This is a genomic window from Sorangium sp. So ce281 (genome assembly GCF_051527395.1).
Lineage (GTDB): Bacteria > Myxococcota_A > Polyangia > Polyangiales > Polyangiaceae > Sorangium > Sorangium cellulosum_B.
Genome location: NZ_CP150322.1, coordinates 11,874,808 through 11,891,961 on the forward strand (window position 1 = coordinate 11,874,808; position 17,154 = coordinate 11,891,961).

The 17,154-nt window shown below is 72.7% G+C and carries 11 protein-coding genes and 1 other RNA gene; 6 read left to right on the forward strand and 6 right to left on the reverse strand.

The window, feature by feature from the left end; genetic code table 11:
- The first annotated feature begins 48 nt into the window (after nt 1-48).
- Nucleotides 49-489, forward strand: a complete 441-nt coding sequence (locus tag WMF27_RS45575; RefSeq protein WP_437762611.1) for a deoxycytidylate deaminase — start codon at nt 49-51, stop codon at nt 487-489.
- Nucleotides 490-567: 78 nt separating this feature from the next.
- On the opposite strand, the gene WMF27_RS45580 is transcribed toward WMF27_RS45575, so the two are convergent.
- On the reverse strand, nt 568-2,055 hold the full coding sequence (locus tag WMF27_RS45580) for a sigma 54-interacting transcriptional regulator (RefSeq protein WP_437762610.1): 1,488 nt from the start codon (nt 2,053-2,055) through the stop codon (nt 568-570).
- 309 nt (nt 2,056-2,364) lie between these two features.
- On the opposite strand from WMF27_RS45580, the gene WMF27_RS45585 reads away from it, so the two are divergent.
- Both WMF27_RS45585 and WMF27_RS45590 read left to right on the forward strand, forming a co-directional pair.
- On the forward strand, nt 2,365-6,732 hold the full coding sequence (locus tag WMF27_RS45585; protein ID WP_437762609.1) for a serine/threonine-protein kinase: 4,368 nt from the start codon (nt 2,365-2,367) through the stop codon (nt 6,730-6,732).
- A gap of 55 nt (nt 6,733-6,787) precedes the next feature.
- Nucleotides 6,788-8,257, forward strand: coding sequence for a hypothetical protein (locus WMF27_RS45590; protein WP_437762608.1), 1,470 nt, complete (start codon nt 6,788-6,790; stop codon nt 8,255-8,257).
- A 91-nt stretch (nt 8,258-8,348) separates the two neighbouring features.
- Here the strand turns inward: WMF27_RS45590 and ffs are convergent.
- An RNA gene (ffs, locus tag WMF27_RS45595) (signal recognition particle sRNA small type) lies at nt 8,349-8,438 on the reverse strand.
- 333 nt (nt 8,439-8,771) lie between these two features.
- On the opposite strand from ffs, the gene WMF27_RS45600 reads away from it, so the two are divergent.
- A complete protein-coding gene (locus tag WMF27_RS45600) occupies nt 8,772-9,560 on the forward strand; it encodes a hypothetical protein (RefSeq protein ID WP_437762607.1) in 789 nt (262 codons plus the stop codon).
- An 89-nt stretch (nt 9,561-9,649) separates the two neighbouring features.
- Here WMF27_RS45600 and WMF27_RS45605 read toward each other — a convergent pair whose 3' ends face one another.
- Complete coding sequence (locus WMF27_RS45605) at nt 9,650-10,573, reverse strand: hypothetical protein (RefSeq protein ID WP_437762606.1); 924 nt, start codon at nt 10,571-10,573, stop codon at nt 9,650-9,652.
- 104 nt (nt 10,574-10,677) lie between these two features.
- Between WMF27_RS45605 and def the strand changes: the two genes are divergently transcribed.
- Entirely contained in the window at nt 10,678-11,253 is a 576-nt protein-coding gene (def, locus tag WMF27_RS45610) for a peptide deformylase (RefSeq protein ID WP_437743274.1), read from the forward strand.
- Between the two features lie 168 nt (nt 11,254-11,421).
- Here the strand turns inward: def and WMF27_RS45615 are convergent, their stop codons facing one another.
- The 3 genes from WMF27_RS45615 to dnaK form a co-directional block, all read right to left on the reverse strand.
- Nucleotides 11,422-11,847 carry a TraR/DksA C4-type zinc finger protein gene (locus WMF27_RS45615; protein WP_044970476.1) on the reverse strand — a complete coding sequence of 142 codons (426 nt, stop codon included), beginning with the start codon at nt 11,845-11,847 and terminating at the stop codon, nt 11,422-11,424.
- A 227-nt stretch (nt 11,848-12,074) separates the two neighbouring features.
- Nucleotides 12,075-14,102: a hypothetical protein gene (locus WMF27_RS45620; RefSeq protein WP_437762605.1), complete on the reverse strand. Its 2,028-nt coding sequence runs from the start codon at nt 14,100-14,102 to the stop codon at nt 12,075-12,077.
- 214 nt (nt 14,103-14,316) lie between these two features.
- Nucleotides 14,317-16,236: a molecular chaperone DnaK gene (gene dnaK / locus WMF27_RS45625; RefSeq protein WP_437762604.1), complete on the reverse strand. Its 1,920-nt coding sequence runs from the start codon at nt 16,234-16,236 to the stop codon at nt 14,317-14,319.
- 561 nt (nt 16,237-16,797) lie between these two features.
- On the opposite strand from dnaK, the gene rpmE reads away from it, so the two are divergent.
- Nucleotides 16,798-17,004, forward strand: coding sequence for a 50S ribosomal protein L31 (gene rpmE / locus WMF27_RS45630; RefSeq protein ID WP_437762603.1), 207 nt, complete (start codon nt 16,798-16,800; stop codon nt 17,002-17,004).
- The last annotated feature ends 150 nt before the right edge of the window (nt 17,005-17,154 follow it).

Below are 17,154 nucleotides of genomic sequence, written 5' to 3' on the forward strand. Positions count from 1 at the left end.
GACGTCGAGGGGGCGGCGGGCGCGGATCCCCCGTCGTGGAGGTGAGCGATGACGCATCGGGCTTCGTGGGATGAATATTTCATGCGCATCGCCGAGGTCGTCGCGTCGCGGGCGACCTGCGATCGGAAGCACGTCGGCGCGGTGATCGTGCGCGACAAGAGCATCCTCGCGACCGGGTACAACGGCTCGATCCGGGGGCTGCCTCACTGCGATGAGGAGGGGCACCTGATCGAGGACGGCCACTGCGTGCGCACGATCCACGCGGAGGCCAACGCCATCATCCAGGCCGCGCGGAACGGGGTGCGCATCGACGGCGCGACGGTCTACGTCACGGCCTCGCCTTGCTGGGGGTGCTTCAAGATGATCGCCAACGCGGGGCTCTCGCGCGTCGTCTTCGGCGAGTTCTACCGCGACGAGCGCATCTTCCGGTTCGCCACCGAGCTCGGGATCGAGCTCGCCCCGCTGGCGCGGCGCGAGACGCCCGCCTGAGGGGTTGCGCGGGAGGGCGCTCGGTCGAGCGAGCCTTCGCGCAATCGACGCCAGGTTGCGCGGCGATCTGCGCAACGCTCAGGCCTTGCGCGGCCGCGGCAGCCCGTACACGCGGATGCGCTCGACCAGCGTGCGCCGTGAGATCCCGAGCAGCGCCGCGGCGCGCGTCTGGTTCCCCATGCACTGCTCGAGCGCCTGGACGATGCGCTCGCGCTCGTGGGCCTCCATGGCGTCGCGCAGCCGGGTGGGGCCCGGGTCGACGCCGTCCGGCGCGCTCTTCGCGCCGTCGGGCACGTTCCTCGCAATCGTAGAGGCTGACGCCGGCGCCGGCGCCGGCGCACGCGCGTTCGAGGGCGCCTGCGGCGGGCGCGCCGGAAGGGGCATGGCATGCGATGGACGGGTGGGATCGGCCAGAGAGGAGAGGAGCAGGTGCTCCGGCCCGATGGGCGCCCCGTTGGCGAGGATCACCGCGCGCTCGATCACGTTGCGCAGCTCCCGGATGTTGCCTGGCCAGCTGTGGCGCTGGAGCTCGGCCAGGGCCGCGGGCGAGATCGGAACGGACGCGGCGCTCGCCTCGCCGGGGAAGAGCTCCTTCGCCGTGCGCTCCGCGAAGAGCTGCGCCAGCGCCGCGACCTCCCCGGGCCGCTCGCGCAGCGGCGGGATGGAGAGGGTCACGCCGTTCAGCCGGAAATACAGGTCCTGCCGGAACGCGCCGCGGCTCACCTCGGCCTCGAGGTCGCGGTGCGTGGCCGAGACGAAGCGGACGTCGATCTTGATGGGGGTCAGCCCGCCGACCCGCATCACCTTCCGCTCCTCGATGACCCGGAGCAGCTTGGCCTGGATCGAGGGCGGCAGCTCGCCGATCTCGTCGAGGAACACGGTGCCCCCCTCGGCCGTCTCGAGCAGCCCCGGCTTCGCCCGGACGGCGCCGGTGAAGGCGCCGCGCTCGTGGCCGAACAGCTCGCTCTCGAGCAGCGACTCGGACAGCGCGACGCAGCTCAGGCGCAGGAGCGGGCGGCTCGCGCGCGGCGAGGCCCTGTGGATCGACTCGGCCAGCACCTCCTTGCCGGCGCCCGTCTCGCCGAGCAGGAGGATGTTGATCGGGCCGTTCGCGACGCGCTCGGCCAGCTCGTAGACGGCGCGCATCGCGTCGTCCTTGACGATGACGTCCTTGCCCGCGTCCCGCGCGCCGCCCTTCTGGCGGAGGACGACGCGCGCCGCGCCGAGGTAGATGACGTCGCCGGGCGAGAGCTCGACGGCAGCGCCCCGCGCGGGCGTGTCCTTGCCCACATCGATCAGGCGCTCGGTCGCCGCGCTGCAGTGCCGGGCGCGCACGCGGGTCCCGTTGCTGCTGCCGAGGTCCTCGACGCGGAGCGGCGGGCCGAGGTGCAGCACCGCGTGCCGGCGCGACACCGAGGCGTCGGGGACGCAGATGCCGGCGTCCTCGTCCCTGCCCAGGACGACGCTGCCCGAGCCCGGGAGCTGCCGGGTGCTCATCGAGCTCTGGGTGATGATCAGGAGCTCGAGCGAGCCACCATCGCGGGAAAGAATCTCCGGCTCAGCCACATCGCACCCCTGTGTCGCGCCGGACGACGAGCGACGCCCCGCCGCTGCGCGCGTGCGATCCGTTCCGGGGACCGTTGCGGCAGCGTTCGCGGGACGGTCGCCGGGACCGAGGGCACGCCCAGCAGCCGGCTGCGTAGCACGGACGCGCGCGCAGGGCGACCGCCGTCGCGCTCGCGTCGCGCCCGCGGGGCACGCGGGGCTCCCCAGCCGCGGTGGTCGAGGTGGTCCAGCGCGGGCGGGGCAGCGATCGTCATCGCTGCGAGGCGGCGCGCTCCCGGCGCCGCGGCGCGGGCAGTAGAATTTCCGCGGATGATCGCGCGGGACCCGTTCGGCTGGGTGGGCAGCACCATCGGCGGCAAGCTGCTGGTGGACGCCGTGGCCGGCGAGGGGACGTTCGGCGTGGTCTACCGGGCGACCCACCTGGGATTCCAGGAGCAGGTGGCGGTCAAGTGCCTGAAGATCCCCGCAGATCTCCTGCCGGAAGAGCGGCGGCCGCTGCTCGACACGTTCGAGCGCGAGGCCCGGCTGCTGCACCGGCTCTCGCGCCGGACGACAGGGATCGTCCAGGCGCTCGACGTCTCTGCCGCGACCTCGCCGGAGGGCTGCTGGACGCCGTACATCGTCATGGAGTGGCTCGAGGGAGAGACGCTCGCGCAGCACATCGAGGCGCGGCGCGCCTCCGGGCGCGCGCCGTACTCCGTCGACGAGGCGATCGAGCTCCTGGCGCCCGCGGTGGGGGCGCTCGCGATGGCGCACGACGAGCGGGTCTCTCACCGCGACGTCAAGCCGGCGAACCTGTTCCTCGTCGAGATTCCCGGCGCGACGACGATCAAGGTCGTCGATTTCGGCATCGCCAAGGTGATCGACGCGTCGATGCCGATGTCGAAGGCGCTCGCGGAGACGAGGCGAGCCGTGGCCGCGGCGCGGGGCGTGAGCCCCAGCGACACGACGCAGGTGCTCGCGACGTCGCCGACGTTGCACGTGTTCACGCCGCTCTACGGCGCTCCGGAGCAGTTCGAGCCGAAGCTCGGCGCGACGGGCCCCTGGACGGACGTGTTCGCGCTCGGGCTCGTGCTGCTGCAGCTGGCCTCGGGGAAGCAGCCGATCGACGGGCGAGACTGGGCCGAGCTCTACCTCGCCGCCGTGGACCCGCGCAGGCGGCCGTCGTTCGCGGGGCTCGGCGTCGAGGCGAGCCCCGCGCTCGAGGCGGTCGTCGCGCGGGCCGTCGCGGTCGAGCCCGCAGCGCGCTTCCGGGACGCGCGCGAGCTCGGAGAAGCGCTCGCGTCCGCGCGCGCCGGCTCCGCGCTCCGGCCGCCGGCCGCCCCGCTCTCCGCGATCTCGCCGAGGGCCGACCAGGCGTCTCCGCGGGGGCCGAGCGCGGCGCTCCCGGCCGCCCCGGCGCCCGCGGGCGCCACGAAGGTCGCGGCGCCCGCGGGCGGCGCGAAGGCCGCGGCGCTCGCGGGGGAGTACCGTGTCTGCACCGTGCTCTCCGCGGAGATCGTCGCCGGCGACGACGGGCAGGAGCCGCTCGATCCCGAGCAGGAGCTGGAGCTCCGCGAGGCGTGCCGCGAGCTCGTCCGCGAGCGCGTCGAGGCGCTCGGGGGCGTCGTGCAGGGCAGGAGGGAGGGCGTCGTCACCGCGCTGTTCGGCGCGCCGCGCGCGAGCGACAACGACGCCGAGCGCGCCGTCCGCGCCGGGCTGGCGCTCGCGTCGCTCGACGCCGCGTCGCTCCCTGTCCAGCTGCCGCCGCGCTCCCGGCCGAGGTTCCGCGTGGGCATCAGCACGGGGAGGCTGTTCGTGAGCGGCGCGACCGGGCGGGGCGCTCCGGTCGACGCCTCCGGCGAGGCCTTGAAGGCGGCCGCGCAGCTCCAGCAGGCCGCCGTGCCCGGCGCGGTGTTGATCGCGCAGCCCACGTTCCGGCAGGTGGCCGGGCTCTTCCAGGTCGAGCCGCAAGGCGACAGCGCGCCGGGCTTCCGTGTGCTGAAGCTCGCGAGCGGATCGGGCGCGGGATCCGATTTCCTCGGCCTCGACACCCGCTTCGTCGGGCGAGCGGGGGAGGTGCAGCGGCTCTCGGAGGCGCTGGAGACGGTCATCGCGGAGCGGCGCGCGATGTTCGTCTCGGTGATCGGCGCGGGCGGCATCGGCCGCAGCCGCCTCCTCGCCGAGGTCCGGACGAGGGCGCTGTCGCAGGCGGAACCGTGCGCGGAACCGTGCATCGTGCTCGGCGCGGCGTGCTCGTCGCTGTCGATGGACGCGAGCTACCACCTCGCCGCGTCGCTCCTTCGCGCTCATTTCCGCGTCCAGGACGGCGACGCGCGCGACGTCGTGCGGAGCATGCTCGCGAGCGGCGTCCTCGGCGCAGACGCCGGAGGCGAGGCCGGCGGCGCGCCGCACCCGCTCGCCCTGGAGGACGCGCTGGCGGAGGTCGCGGCCGTGCTCTGCCCGTGCCCGGCGGCGCAAGCCGCGCCCGCGACGGCGATCGTCCCTGACGAGGGCGGCGTCGAGGTGGGGAAGCGGGTGGCCGCGGCCGTCGCGATGCTGCTGCGAGCGATGGCCGCGCGCGGAGCCGTCGTCGTGCTGCTCGACGACATCCACTGGGCGGACGACGCCAGCCTCGACCTCTTCGACGACCTCGCCGTGCGCCTGTCGGACGCGCCCCTGCTCATCATCGGCGCGGCGCGGCCCGAGCTCTACGAGCGGCGGCCGCACTGGGGCGAAGGGAAGGCGAGCCACGCGCGCCTCGATCTCGGCCCGCTGCCGCGGCGGCACGTCGAGGACATGGCGCGCGAGCGCCTCCGCCTCGTCGCGCGCTGCTCCGCCGAGGCCATCCGCGCCCTGGCGGAGCGCGCCGAGGGCAACCCGCTCACGCTGACCGAGACGCTGTACCTGCTGATCGACGCCGGCGCGCTCGAGCGGCGCCTCGGTGAGCCCTGGATCCTGCACGAGGAGCAGCTCGCCCGGCTCTCGTTGCCGGCGACGATCCAGGGCATCGTCCAGGCGCGGCTCGATCGGCTCGACGGCGAGGCGCGCGCGGTCCTGGCGCAGGCGGCCGTGGTCGGCAGGACGTTCTGGAAGGGCGCGATCGACCACCTCCGCGGCGCCGCGCCGCTCGACGGCGGCGGATCGAGCACCGCGGATGTGCTGCGGCGGCTCCGGGATCAGCAGATCATCCAGGCGCGTGACGCGTCGACCTTCCCCGAGGACTGCGAGTACGTCTTCGCCGAGGCGGCGACCCAGGAGATCGCCTACGAGACGCTCAGCCTCAAGGTGCGCCGGGCCATGCACCGCGCGGTCGCCGCCTGGGTCGACGGCGTCTCGGCGGGGCGCTCGCCTGCGCGCGCGCCGCGGGGGCTCGGGGAGGCGCTCGCGGCGCTCCACCATGATCGCGGCGGCGACGCGCGGAGCGCGGCGCTCGCCTATGCGCGCGCGGCGGCGAGCGCGTCGTCGCTCGGGCAGAACGCCGAGGCGCTGCGGCACTTCGAGCGGGCCCGGGAGATCCACGCGAGCGCGGCGGACGGCGCCCCGGCGGGGGGCGCCGCGGCGCGCGCCCCGTCGGCCGCCGCGCCGGGGGGCGACGAGCGCCGGCTGTTCGCCTGGGACGAGCGCGCGGCGCTGTTGCTCGACGTCGGCGACGCCCTCCGCAGGGCGGGCCGGCTCGACGAGGCCGAGCGCGCGTACCTCGAGGCGCGGACGCGGATCCTCCGCGTCGAGCGGCGCGCCTCCGCGCCGCCCGCGCAAGGCCCGGAGGCCGCGCTGCTCTGGGATGCGCGCGTGGATTTCCGCCTCGCCCTCGTGCTCAAGGTGCGCGGCGCGACGGCCGACGCGCGCGCGCTGGTCGAGCGCGCGATCGCGCTCGCGGAGCGCGGCGGCGCCGCCCCGGAGACGCTCCCCATGCACGGGTTGCTCGCGGCGCTCCACCGGCGCGCCGGCGATCTCGACGCGTGCCGCGCGGTCGCGCTCCGGAGCCTGCGCATCTGCCGGACGCTGCATCGAGGCGACGACCGCCGCCGCGTGGCGGCGTCGCAGCTGCTCCTCGCGCTCGGGACGGTGTTCTACTCGCGCGGTCGGCTGGTGCAGGCGGAGCGCTGCTACCGCCAGGCCGCGCGGGCCGTCGACGAGCGCGCGTACCCGGAGGCGCTGGGCTTCGCGCTGAACGGCGTCGCGGCCGTGCTGTTCGCGAAGGGCGATCTCGGCGGCGCACGGGAGGTGTTCGCCCGAGCGCTCGCGCTGAAGGAGCGGCTCGGCGATCTCCAGGCGATCGCGTCGGGTCACAACAACCTCGCGGAGGTCGAGCTCCGCCTCGCGCGCCCGCACGCCGCGCTGGAGCACGCGCGGCGCGCCGTGAGGCTGGGCGAGCAGGCCGGCGCCGGCGCCGATCTCCCGGACGCATACCGCAACCTCGCCGCCGCGCTGCTCGCGGCCGGCCACGTCGGCGACGCGCTCGAGTCCGGCTGCGCGGCGCTGCGCCTCGCCGAGGTGGGCGGCGGGCGCGTGTACCTCGCGGACGTCGCGCTCGGCCTCGCGCGGATCTGCCGCGCGGCCCTCCGCGACGCCTCGACCCGCCCTCGCGCCGAGGCGGCCGTGGCGCAGCTCTCCGCCTCGCTGGCGGCGCATTTCCGGGACGGCGAGCTCGCGGCGCGGGCGGGCGAGTGCCGCGCGCTGCTCTCGGATCCCTGAGGCGCTGACCCTTTCTCGTCAGGTAGCGCGACGTGCCGCGCGGGAGACGTTCGTCATGATCAAGGCTTGGAATCAGGCAGCTATCGTTCTGACCGCCGCGGCCGCGCTCGGCTCGGCGGCGCTCGGGTGCGCGTCGGATCCCGCACCGCCGGGCGGATGTCCTGGCGCGCGCGCGGCGTCCGGCGCGTGCATCGGTGTCCCCGCGGGAGCGCTCTGCGACGGGGACTTCTGCGCCGCTTCGGTCGATTGCGCCGAGGTGCTCGAGGTCTCGAGCGCCGCCGCGCTCTCGCAGGCCACCGAGGCCGCTCGACCTGGGGTATGCATCGCGCTCGGCCCGGGCGCCTACGGCCCGATCGACCTGCCCCCCGGCGTGAGCCTGCTCGGCCGCGGCGCCGGCTCCGTGAGCGTCGCGGCGGTCTCGCTCGCGGCCGGCGACGGCGCCGTCCTCCGGGCGTTGACCGTGGGCGCGGGCGGCGTGCGGATCGCGGCCGGCGCCCGGGCGCGGATCGAGGCGGTGCGCGTCGTCGGCAGCGCGTCCGACGGCGTGACGCTCGGCCTCGGCGCGTCGCTCGACCTCGTCGCGTCGGCGATCGAGGGCTCCGCGCGGTACGGCCTGAGCGCGTTCGACGCCGGCCGCGTCTCCGTCGTGCGGTCCGTCGTCTCGGGCTCCCAGGGGCCGGGGCTGTGGGCGCAGTGCGCCGGCGGCTGTGACTGCGATGCGCCGCTGGAGCTCCACGTCGAGGACGCGCTCGTCCGCGACAGCAAGGTGGTCGGCGTGTCGCTCGTCGGGGCGCGCGCCACGATGTCTGGCGTCGAGGTCAGCGGCAATGGCCTGAGCGGGTTCGATCCGAGCGGCGGCATCTCCGTGTCCGGCTGCTCGGCCCTCGACGCGGCGGCCCTCAAGGTCGCCGGCAACACCGGGTTCGGTCTCCTGATCGATCGAGCGAGCGCATCCCTCGGCGAGAGCGGCGAGGGCTTCGAGGTGAGCGGCAACCAGCCCGGGATCTGGATACAGCACACGACGCCGGAGCAGACCGTCCAGCTCACGGGAGGTCTCCTCGAGAAGAACCGGGCCATCGGCCTGGGGATGAGCGGCGACGCGCGCGGCATCATCATCGACGGCATGCGCATCGCCGGGACCTTCGCCGACTCGGCGGTGGTGAGCGCGGACGGCGGGCTCGCCCAGGAGGTCGTGGGCGACGGCGTGAGCTGGCAGGAGCGCGCGCAGGCCGCGATCTTCGGGCTCGTCCTGAGCGGCAACGGGCTCGAGTCCCTCAACCCCTCCATCAGCCCGTCACGCCGCGCGAGCGTGCTCATCGACGGCGGCGTCGGTCTGGACAGCCGCCTCTCCGCCGTGACGTTGGAGGGCGGCGACGAAGCGGCGGGCATCGTGCAGCAGCGTCTGCCCCCTGACGGCCTCAGTCCGCTGCGCGACGCGGAGGTCCCGCGCATCGTGACGAGCCCGGAGGCGCTGTTCTCCGTGCCCGTCGCGCCCATCGCGCCGGCGGCGCTCGACGCCCCGTGAGGCCTGCATCAGCGCGGCGACGACCGGGCCCTGGGAGCGCGTCCCGAGGTGAGCGCGGGAGCGCGTCGGGCCCACACCTGGGCCGACAAAAAGTAAGTGGGCCCGCCACACTCGCTTTCCGCTACCGTTGCTCCCTTCCGGGCCTGGCGGGGTTCACGGCGCGCTGTCGGCGGACCCATGAGGTCCAGGCGCTGTTGCCTGACGCAGGGACTTCGTAGTCGAACCTCGTCCCTATGTCGAGCCCCACGGCGCGCGCGGCGGCGATTCGTGGGCCATGGCCTCTCGGCTCCTTCGCGAACGCAGCGTCGCCCACGTTGCCCACGTTGCCCACGTCGCGGTTCCCTCCTCGGGGCCATCGGGGGGTGAGCGCGGTGCGAGGCGAGTGGGGTGTGCGCGTGAGCAGGGGGCGATCGGGGTGTGCAAAGGGTGGTGGTGTGAGCGCGGAGCGATCGACCTGGAGCGGCATCGGCCGGGACTTGCCTCGTTCAGGAAGCCCCGTACGCTTGGAGGTGTCGTGAATCCGTTCGATTCCGAGGACGAGGGACGGGGCGACCGGCTGATTCCGGCGCTTCTCTTCATCGGCTCCGCAGCGCTGGCAGCGGTCGCGCTCCGGTTCACCTGGCAGCAGCCGGTGATCATGGGGGCGGTGCTCAGCGTGGTTCTCGTGTTCGCCGCGGCCCGCTGGCTCGCGCGCCGCAAGCTGCGCCGGCTGCTGCGCTCGGGCGATGTGGGCTCGGTGCTGCGGCGCTGGTCGACGTCGCTTCACCGTATCCCGCACCCCGCCACGATGGCGCCGCTCATGACGGCGACGGCGTTCGCGGCCTATGGCTGGGTCGAGAATGCGCGCGCGGCCATGGCCGCCGCCGAGCGGGGGCCCGCGTGGGAAGCGGCCCTCGAGCACCGCCTCTTCCTCGACACGCTCCTCTGCACCTTCGAGGGCGATCGCGACACGGCGCTCGCGCAGGCGCGTCGCCTGGCGCGCCTCCCTCTCCCGGACATCAGCTCGCCCTTTCGCAGCCGCGTGGTCACCCTGCGATCGGCGGCCGGCGCGCTCGCACGCGCCTTCGCTCACACGAGCGTGCCGGGCGACCGCGCGCTGCTGGAGCGCGCGAGCGAGGCCAGCCCGCTCATCTTCTGGGCCATGCGCTACGCCGCGGCCGTCGTCGCCATCGACGAGGGCGAGCTCACCCGCGTCGAGGAGCTCCTCGCCAACGCGCCCTCGTGGCCCCAGGAGTCGACGTTCCGCGCCTTCCACGACGAGATCGCCGATCGCGCCGGCCTTCCCCGGACGGTGAGCGCGTAGCGGGCCGGTCATCGCGCGCGCCGCCGCGCGGCGCCGGCCCGGAAGGCCGGTCCTTCCAGAGGGCGCGCCGTCTTCGCGTTCGCGCCGGCTCAGCCCTGGAACAGCGTGCGGATGTAGCAGGTCGCGCGCGCCCCGGGGGCTGCGCTGGCGGGGTCTTCCGGCGAGTCCGGCACGAACGCACCGAACGCGCCGAGCGCGCCGCCGAGCGTGAACGTGCGCAGCAGGATCCTCGCCCGCGTGCCCGCGAAGCACGGCTTGCGGTAGGCGATCTCCACCCTCCGGGCGAGCACCGCCGTGCTGTGGCCCTGCGCCGAGAGACGTCGCAGCGCGGCCTCCGCGAAGAGCCGCGGGTACACGAGCGAGTTCACGTGCTGGTTCCCGTCCGTGTGATCCAGGCCGAACACCACCGGGATCGGATCCAGGGTCGGCTTCGCGTCGAGCGGCTCCGCGCCCTCAGGCAGGCCCATCAACGCCTCCGGCGAGCGGAAGTCGTAGCGCTCGGGCGGCACCGCCGGCAGATCCGGTGACTCGAAGCGCAGCACCTTGCGCGCCTCGGGCGCCGCGAAGAGCCGCGTGAAGACGTGCTCCGCGAACACGCGACCGACCTGGATCCGCTCGCCCGCGCCTGGCGGCGGCGGGCCGTAGGTCCGGCCGCGGCGCCCGCTGGCCGACAGCCACATGGCCAGGATCAGCCGGTTCACCTGGGAGGCGGCGTCCTCCGTGTGCGCCAGCTGGTAGCGGCCCTGCAGCTCCAGCGGCTCCCGCGTCGCGATCGGCCCCTCTCCGCCCTCGATGATGAGGCGGGTGAGGATCGGGACGATCCCTTGCGTGAGCATGAGCGCCTCGATGGGGCTCGCCCGCAGGAGCTTCACCCAGACCGCGGGCCCGAGGCCGTGCGGCAGCGCGTCCAGCATCACCCGTCCGTTCTGGCTGACGTCTTCGAAGCGGAGGTGCATGACGGCGGTCGCCTGCTGCTGCTCGGGGACGCAAGGCTCGTCAGGGAAGTGGTGCATGCCCCGTCTCCATAGCTGACGCCGCCGCGCGCCGCATGGACCAGCGCCTGGGCGCCGCCATGGCCAGCCAGGCCGACAGCGCGCGTCCATGGTACGATCGCCGCGTGACGCTCCTGAAAATCGCCCACATCGGCAACCCTGTCCTCAGGCAGCGAGCGCGTGAGGTCACGCCAGAAGAGCTCTCCTCCCCTGCGATGCAGGCGTTCATCGACGATCTGGTGGAGACGATGCGCGACGCGAACGGCGCCGGCATCGCCGCCACTCAGGTCCATGTGCCGGTGCGCATCTTCGCGGTCGAGGTGCAGAACAACCCCCGCTATCCGTACAAGCCGAACATCCCGCTCACCGTCGTGGTCAATCCGGTGATCGAGCCGCTCACGCAGGAGACGTTCGAGAACTACGAAGGGTGCCTGAGCGTCCCGAACCTGAGGGGTGTTGTCGACCGCACCACCGAGATCCGGCTCACCGGCCTGGATCGCGATGGGAGGCCGATCGACCGCATCGTGCGCGGGCTGTCGGCGGGCACCTTCCAGCACGAGAAGGATCACGTCGACGGCGTGCTCTTCGTCGATCGCGTGAAGGATCCGCGGACGCTCTGCACGTGGGCGGAGTTCGACCGCTATCACAAGCAGCCCTTCGTCGAGCGCATCGTCCCGTTCATCCAGCGGATGGGCGGCTGAGGTGCCTCGTCGCGCGGGTCCTGCTCGTGCGTGTGATCGCTGCGCGGACCAGGGCGCTCGGCACGAACTCGAGCGCCCCCGCGGACATGCGCCTCCGCTAGCGCAGGCCGCACGTCTCTCGCCCGCGCTGGCGGGGAGGGACGTGCGGTGCCTGCTGGCGGGGAGCGATCAGGCGCCGCCGCCGGTCCGTTCCTCGCGCTCGATCTGCTCCTGGTAGGCGACGCTGTAGCGCGCCCAGGGACGCAGCTTGAGGCGGCGGTAACCGATGGGCTCGCCGGTGCCCTCGCACATCCCGTAGCTCCCCTCCTTCATCTTCGCGAGAGCACGGTCGATCTCGGCGAGCACGCGGACATCGCGCTCCAGGAGCTTCGACGTCAGCGACGTCGCGCCCTCGGCGTTGGCCTCGTCCATCTCGTCGCCCACCTCGCGCGAGATGTCGCGCTCCGCGTGCTGCCGCTCATCGATGTTGGCGACGAGGCTCGCTCGGCGCTCCTCGAGCGCCTGCCTGAGCTCGCCGAGCTGCTCCGGGGTCAGATCGGGCAGATCGGAGTCGTCCGTTTCGGGCGCCGCGCGGCGCACGGGCGGCCTCGGCATGGCGGCTGCCGTCGTGGCGGCTGTCTCTGGCCGCGCCGGGCTCATTCCGTCGCGACTCGCACCTTCACGGTTGTTCATTGTTTCCTCTCATCTTTTCGGTGGCAATTCGCGTACCGATCTTGAACATGGGCGGACGAAGCACGCGCGTGGCGCGGTGACCAGGGAACACGAACGAGCAGGAGCAGCCGCGCCAGCTCACTGGCTGTGGTGATAGCGCATCCACGAGCCTATGGCTTCGTGATGCCGGCCATTCGAAGCCCTGCCGCGACGAGCGCGCCGATGTCCTCGAGCACGGGCTTCGACACGTTGATCGAGAGCTCGGCCCGCGGCGCGGCGCCGCCCTGCTGCTGGGTCGTGAAGAACATCAGCCCTTCCCCGTTGTGGGGGAGCTTTGCCAGCGCTTCGCCGAAGATTCGAGCTTCCCGAGGCAGCGCCATCGGCGCCGCGCCGGGCTGATCCAGCGTCGAGAGCATGCTCTGAAACGTGCGGGTGATCGGGGCGAGCGTCGAGAATCCACCCCAGGCGAACTTCCCGGTCTTCAGCTTCTCGAGCCCCGGACGTGACGCGAGCGTCGCCGCGGCGGGCGCGCCCGCTTTCACCGTGGCGAGCCGCCTCAGCAGATCGCCCTTGTCGTGTCCGAAGGCGATCCACGTCGTCTTCTCCTCACCCATGACGAGGAGGTGGAGCGTCATCGTCAGCTTGGGCCTCTGCTTGCCCTTGGCGGCGGGGGTCGAGCCCGCGTCGTCGTCGAGCGGCGGTAGATCGCGGACGATCTGGATCTCGACGGCGAGCGACGTCTTCCCGAGCTCCTTCGGCGCCTGGACCACCTTGACCGTCGGCAGATCCTTCGGATCGACGTCGATCTCCGGGAGTCGCTTGCGCAGCGCGGGCGTGTTGTAGGCGGTGACGGCGTTCTTCACGTACTTGATGAGCGCGTCGGGCGCCTCCTCGAACCCGAACAGGTTCCAGCCGACGAAGCCCCCCATCATCTTGTCGAGCGCCTCGTTCGGCGTCGGCTTTCCGGCCTGGGCAGCGGCAGGAGGCGCGTCCGGGTACCCGTGGGCGGACACGCTCGGCCCCTGGTTGATCGGCAGCGCGAGGAGGTCGGCGAGCGCCTTGCGATCGGCGGGCTTGCCGATCTTCTCCTTCTCCAGCCACCCTTCGAGCATCTCGCGCAGCGTCTTCAGGATGCCGCCGTAGTGCGCCGGGTCGTAGCCGTGGTCGAAGAACGCGCCGGCGCTGTCCTTCGGCGCGCGCCAGTACAGCGCCGGCGCGGCCGCGGCGCGGTTCGCGCTGTCGGTCATCGTCTTGGCGAGCCACGACGACTGGCCCCGGAGCTCCAGGGCAGCGGTGAGGTTCACGCAGGACTGGTTGTCGACCTGGAGATCGACGACCGCCTTGCTCGCGTCGTTGATGAGCGCCTCGAGCTCCTGCTGAACGGAGGTCGCCGCGTCGGTGAGCGCCCGGTCGAACTGGGGCTGCCCGAGCGAGAGCTGGCTCTGCGCGAGGATCGGGAGCCCGCCGAGCTGCTGCTTCGCCATGCCGCCGAACTTCGTGCTGAGCGGGACGAAGCGGACCTCGCCATGGAGATCGCGCGCCTCGGGCGCGAGCGTCGGCAGCGTGCGCGCGAGGTACGGCCCGAGCGTCGTGACGTCGCGGTCCCGATCGCCGCAGAGGAGCCGCGCGGGCGCCGAGCCGGCGGACGCGGCGAGGAAGCAGCTCGATGACGAGGGCTCCTTGCCGCCGATCTTCCACATGCCGGGCTTCACCTCGGTGAGCGCGGCGCCCGCCTCGAGCGCGCCCCTCGCCCGCTCGAGCGACGTGAGCCCGAACGACACGGCCGCCACGGGCTTGCCCCGCTTCGAGCTGTCATCGAGCGCGACGATCAGGTGCACCGGCGCGTCGAGCGCGAGCACCGTGGCGAGCTGGTCCGTGTCGATGGAAGGGCTCACGAGCTCGCCCAGCACACCCGAGGAGAACGCCTGCGCGCCCGTCTCCGCGAGCGCCGGAGGCAGCCCCGCGCACGTCGCGATGCTCGACAGCGTGGCCGCGGGGTTGCTCCAGCGGAGCACGCCGACGATGTCGGCCGGCTCGGCGACGGGCGATAGATCGAACGCTGGGCCGGCGGCGACCTGGGCAGGTCCGCCCTTGACCTCGCCCTGTCCTGCTGTCGGCGCGACAGGCGCGGGGGACGGCCCGCAGGCGAGGGAACCGGCCATGAGGACCAGGGGGGCGATCGGCAGGAGAGTTCGCATGAGCGCCGGTTATACGGCTCCCGGACATCCGAGTCGACGCCCAAGGAGCGCGCCGCGCAGGCGACGGTCGCATGCGCCGCCTCCCGCGCGGCGGTCGCTCCAAATGCGAACGAGCGCGGACGAATCCGCGCTCGTTGCGCTTGCCGCTTGGCGAACGAGCGCGGACGAATCCGCGCTCGTCGCACGCCGTCGAGGAGCGGGCTCCTCGCGGCGATCAGTTCGACTCTTCGAACTCCGCGTCGATGACCGAGTCCTTCCCCTTGCCGCCGGCGGGGGGCGGCTGCTGGCCTCCCGGCGCGCCGCCGGGCGCGGCGCCGCCGCCGTCCTGGGGCGGGCCGGCCTTCTCGTACATGACGCTCGCGATGCGGTGCGCTTCCTTCTCGAGCTTCTCCAGCGCCGCGCTCACGGCCGCGTCGTCCTGCTTCTCGATGGCCGACCGCCCCTCGGCGATGATCCCGTTCAGGGCGGAGACGTCGCCCTCCGGCAGCTTGTCCTTGTTCTCGCTGATCGTCTTCTCCAGCGTGTAGCAGAGGTTATCGAGCTTGTTGCGCCGCTCGATCTCCTCGCGCCGGCGCTTGTCCTCCGCCTCGTGCGCCGCCGCCTCGTTGACCATCCGGTTGATCTCGTCCTCCTTCAGGCCGCCCGACGCGGTGATCGTGATGCGCTGATCCTTGCCGGTGGCCGTGTCCTTGGCGTGGACCGAGAGGATGCCGTTCGCGTCGATGTCGAACGTCACCTCGATCTTCGGCACGCCGCGGGGCGCCGGCATGATCCCTTCCAGGTGGAAGCGGCCCAGGGTCCGGTTGTAGCGGGCCTCGGTGCGCTCGCCCTGGAGCACGTGGACCTCGACGCTGGGCTGGCTGTCGGTCGCGGTCGAGAAGATCTCCTTCTTCTGGGTCGGGATCGTGGTGTTCCTCGAGATCATCACGGTCATCACGCCGCCGAGCGTCTCGACGCCGAGCGAGAGCGGCGTGACGTCGAGCAGCACGAGATCCTTCACGTCGCCCGAGAGCACGCCCGCCTGGACCGCGGCGCCGACGGCCACGACCTCGTCCGGGTTCACGCCCTTGTGGGGCTCCTTGCCGAAGAACTTCTTGACCGTCTCCTGGACGAGCGGGATGCGGGTCGAGCCGCCGACGAGGACGATCTCGTCGATCTGCTGCGGCGACTTCTTCCCGTCGGCGAGCGCCTTGCGGGTCGGCTCGAGCGTCCGGTCGATGAGCGGCCGGATCATCTGCTCGAGCTTCGCCCGGGTGAGCTGCTTCTGGAGGTGCTTCGGCCCCGAGGCGTCCGCGGTCAAGAACGGCAGGTTGATCGTCGTCTCCTGCACGTTCGACAGCTCGATCTTCGCCTGCTCCGCGGCGTCCTTGAGCCGCTGCACGACCATCTTGTCGTTCGAGACGTCGATGCCGGTGTCCTTCTTGAACTCGGCCGCGAGCCAGTCCATCACGAGGTGGTCGACGTCGTCGCCGCCGAGGTGGGTGTCGCCGTTGGTCGAGATGACCTGCACGACGTTGTCGCCGACCTCGAGGATCGAGATGTCGAACGTGCCGCCGCCGAAGTCGTAGACGGCGATGACCTGCTCGTTCTTCTTGTCGAGCCCGTACGCGAGCGCGGCGGCCGTGGGCTCGTTGACGATGCGCTTCACGTCGAGCCCGGCGATGCGGCCCGCGTCCTTGGTCGCCTGGCGCTGCGAGTCGTTGAAGTACGCCGGCACGGTGATGACGGCCTCGGTCACCTTCTCGCCGAGGTAGTCCTCCGCGGCCTTCTTCAGCTTCTGGAGGACCTTCGCGGAGACCTCGGGGGGCGACATCTGCTTGCCGCGCACCGCGATCGAGGCGTCGCTGTTCTTGCCCTTGCTGACCGTGTACGGGACGCGCTTCGCCTCTTCCTGCACCTCCTCGTAGCGGCGCCCCATGAAGCGCTTGGCCGAGTAGATGGTGTTGGTGGGGTTCGTGACCGCCTGGCGCTTGGCGATCTGCCCGACGAGCACTTCGCCCTTGTCGTCCCAGGCCACGACGGACGGCGTGAGGCGCGAGCCCTCCTCATTCACGATGACCTTGGGCTCTTTGCCCTCCATCACCGCGACGACGCTGTTGGTCGTGCCGAGATCGATGCCGATGATCTTGCCCATGACGTTGAACCCTCCGAGAACTGTTTACGCGACGGCCTGATGACCACGGGGGGCGAGAAGACCCGACCGGCCAGCAGGGCTCAGCTGACAGCTGCCGCGAGCCACCGCTCCAGAGCCGTCAAAAACCGCTGGGAATCCGGATACTTTCGCCGAGTTTTCGCGAGCTCGCTGGCTCGCGACCGCGAAGCTAACCATGTGCGCCCGAGCGTCAACGCCGCCTCTAGCAATTGCCGTGCGCGCGGGCCGGCGCTGCCTGGACCTTGACCAGAGCCCGGTCGCGCCGCACCTAAGGGGTCCGCGCTTCGCGCCGCCAGCGTCTCGAGCCGGGGGCCTAGCTCCTGGGGGAAGCGCGGCGGGCTCGGCCGGCAGCGCCAGGGCCGCCTCGCTGCGCGGCTTCGCCCAAACCCGCGCAACCCTGCGCAACCTTGCGCAAACGCCGCCGAGCGGGCCGGACGAGAGCCGGACGAGAGATAGAAGAGCGGGCGCGTCTGAAGGGCTTCTTGCGGTCCAAGACGCGCTGAGCTATAGGCGCCCTCCCTCGCAACACCCGAAGGACTCACCATGAAGCCCGGCATCCACCCCGAGTACAAGGCCTCCACGATCACCTGCGCGTGCGGCGCCATCGTCGAGACCCGCTCCACCCGCGGCAGCTTCACCACCGATGTCTGCTCCGCCTGCCACCCGTTCTACACGGGCAAGCACAAGATCATGGACGTCGCCGGCCGCGTCGACCGCTTCCGCAGGAAGTACGCGACCGCAGGCAAGTAGCCGGGCCGATCGTCCCTCCACCCCCGATATCCCTTCTTTCACCGGATTCGCCCGTCATGCCGCGCCCGCCCGGGGCGTGGCGGATGGGTTGGTTCGCGTCGAGCTCGCTGGCCCCTGTGCAGCGCGTGAGCGGCCAAAGCGGCCGAGACG

Excerpts from the sequence above, each read along its gene's own strand:
- WMF27_RS45575 (WP_437762611.1), top strand. The coding sequence starts at position 49 with ATGACGCATCGGGCTTCGTGGGATGAATATTTCATGCGCATCGCCGAG.
- WMF27_RS45585 (WP_437762609.1), top strand. The coding sequence starts at position 2,365 with ATGATCGCGCGGGACCCGTTCGGCTGGGTGGGCAGCACCATCGGCGGC.
- WMF27_RS45590 (WP_437762608.1), top strand. The coding sequence starts at position 6,788 with ATGATCAAGGCTTGGAATCAGGCAGCTATCGTTCTGACCGCCGCGGCC.
- WMF27_RS45605 (WP_437762606.1), bottom strand. The coding sequence starts at position 10,573 with ATGCACCACTTCCCTGACGAGCCTTGCGTCCCCGAGCAGCAGCAGGCG.
- WMF27_RS45615 (WP_044970476.1), bottom strand. The coding sequence starts at position 11,847 with ATGCCGAGGCCGCCCGTGCGCCGCGCGGCGCCCGAAACGGACGACTCC.
- WMF27_RS45620 (WP_437762605.1), bottom strand. The coding sequence starts at position 14,102 with ATGCGAACTCTCCTGCCGATCGCCCCCCTGGTCCTCATGGCCGGTTCC.
- dnaK (WP_437762604.1), bottom strand. The coding sequence starts at position 16,236 with ATGGGCAAGATCATCGGCATCGATCTCGGCACGACCAACAGCGTCGTC.
- rpmE (WP_437762603.1), top strand. The coding sequence starts at position 16,798 with ATGAAGCCCGGCATCCACCCCGAGTACAAGGCCTCCACGATCACCTGC.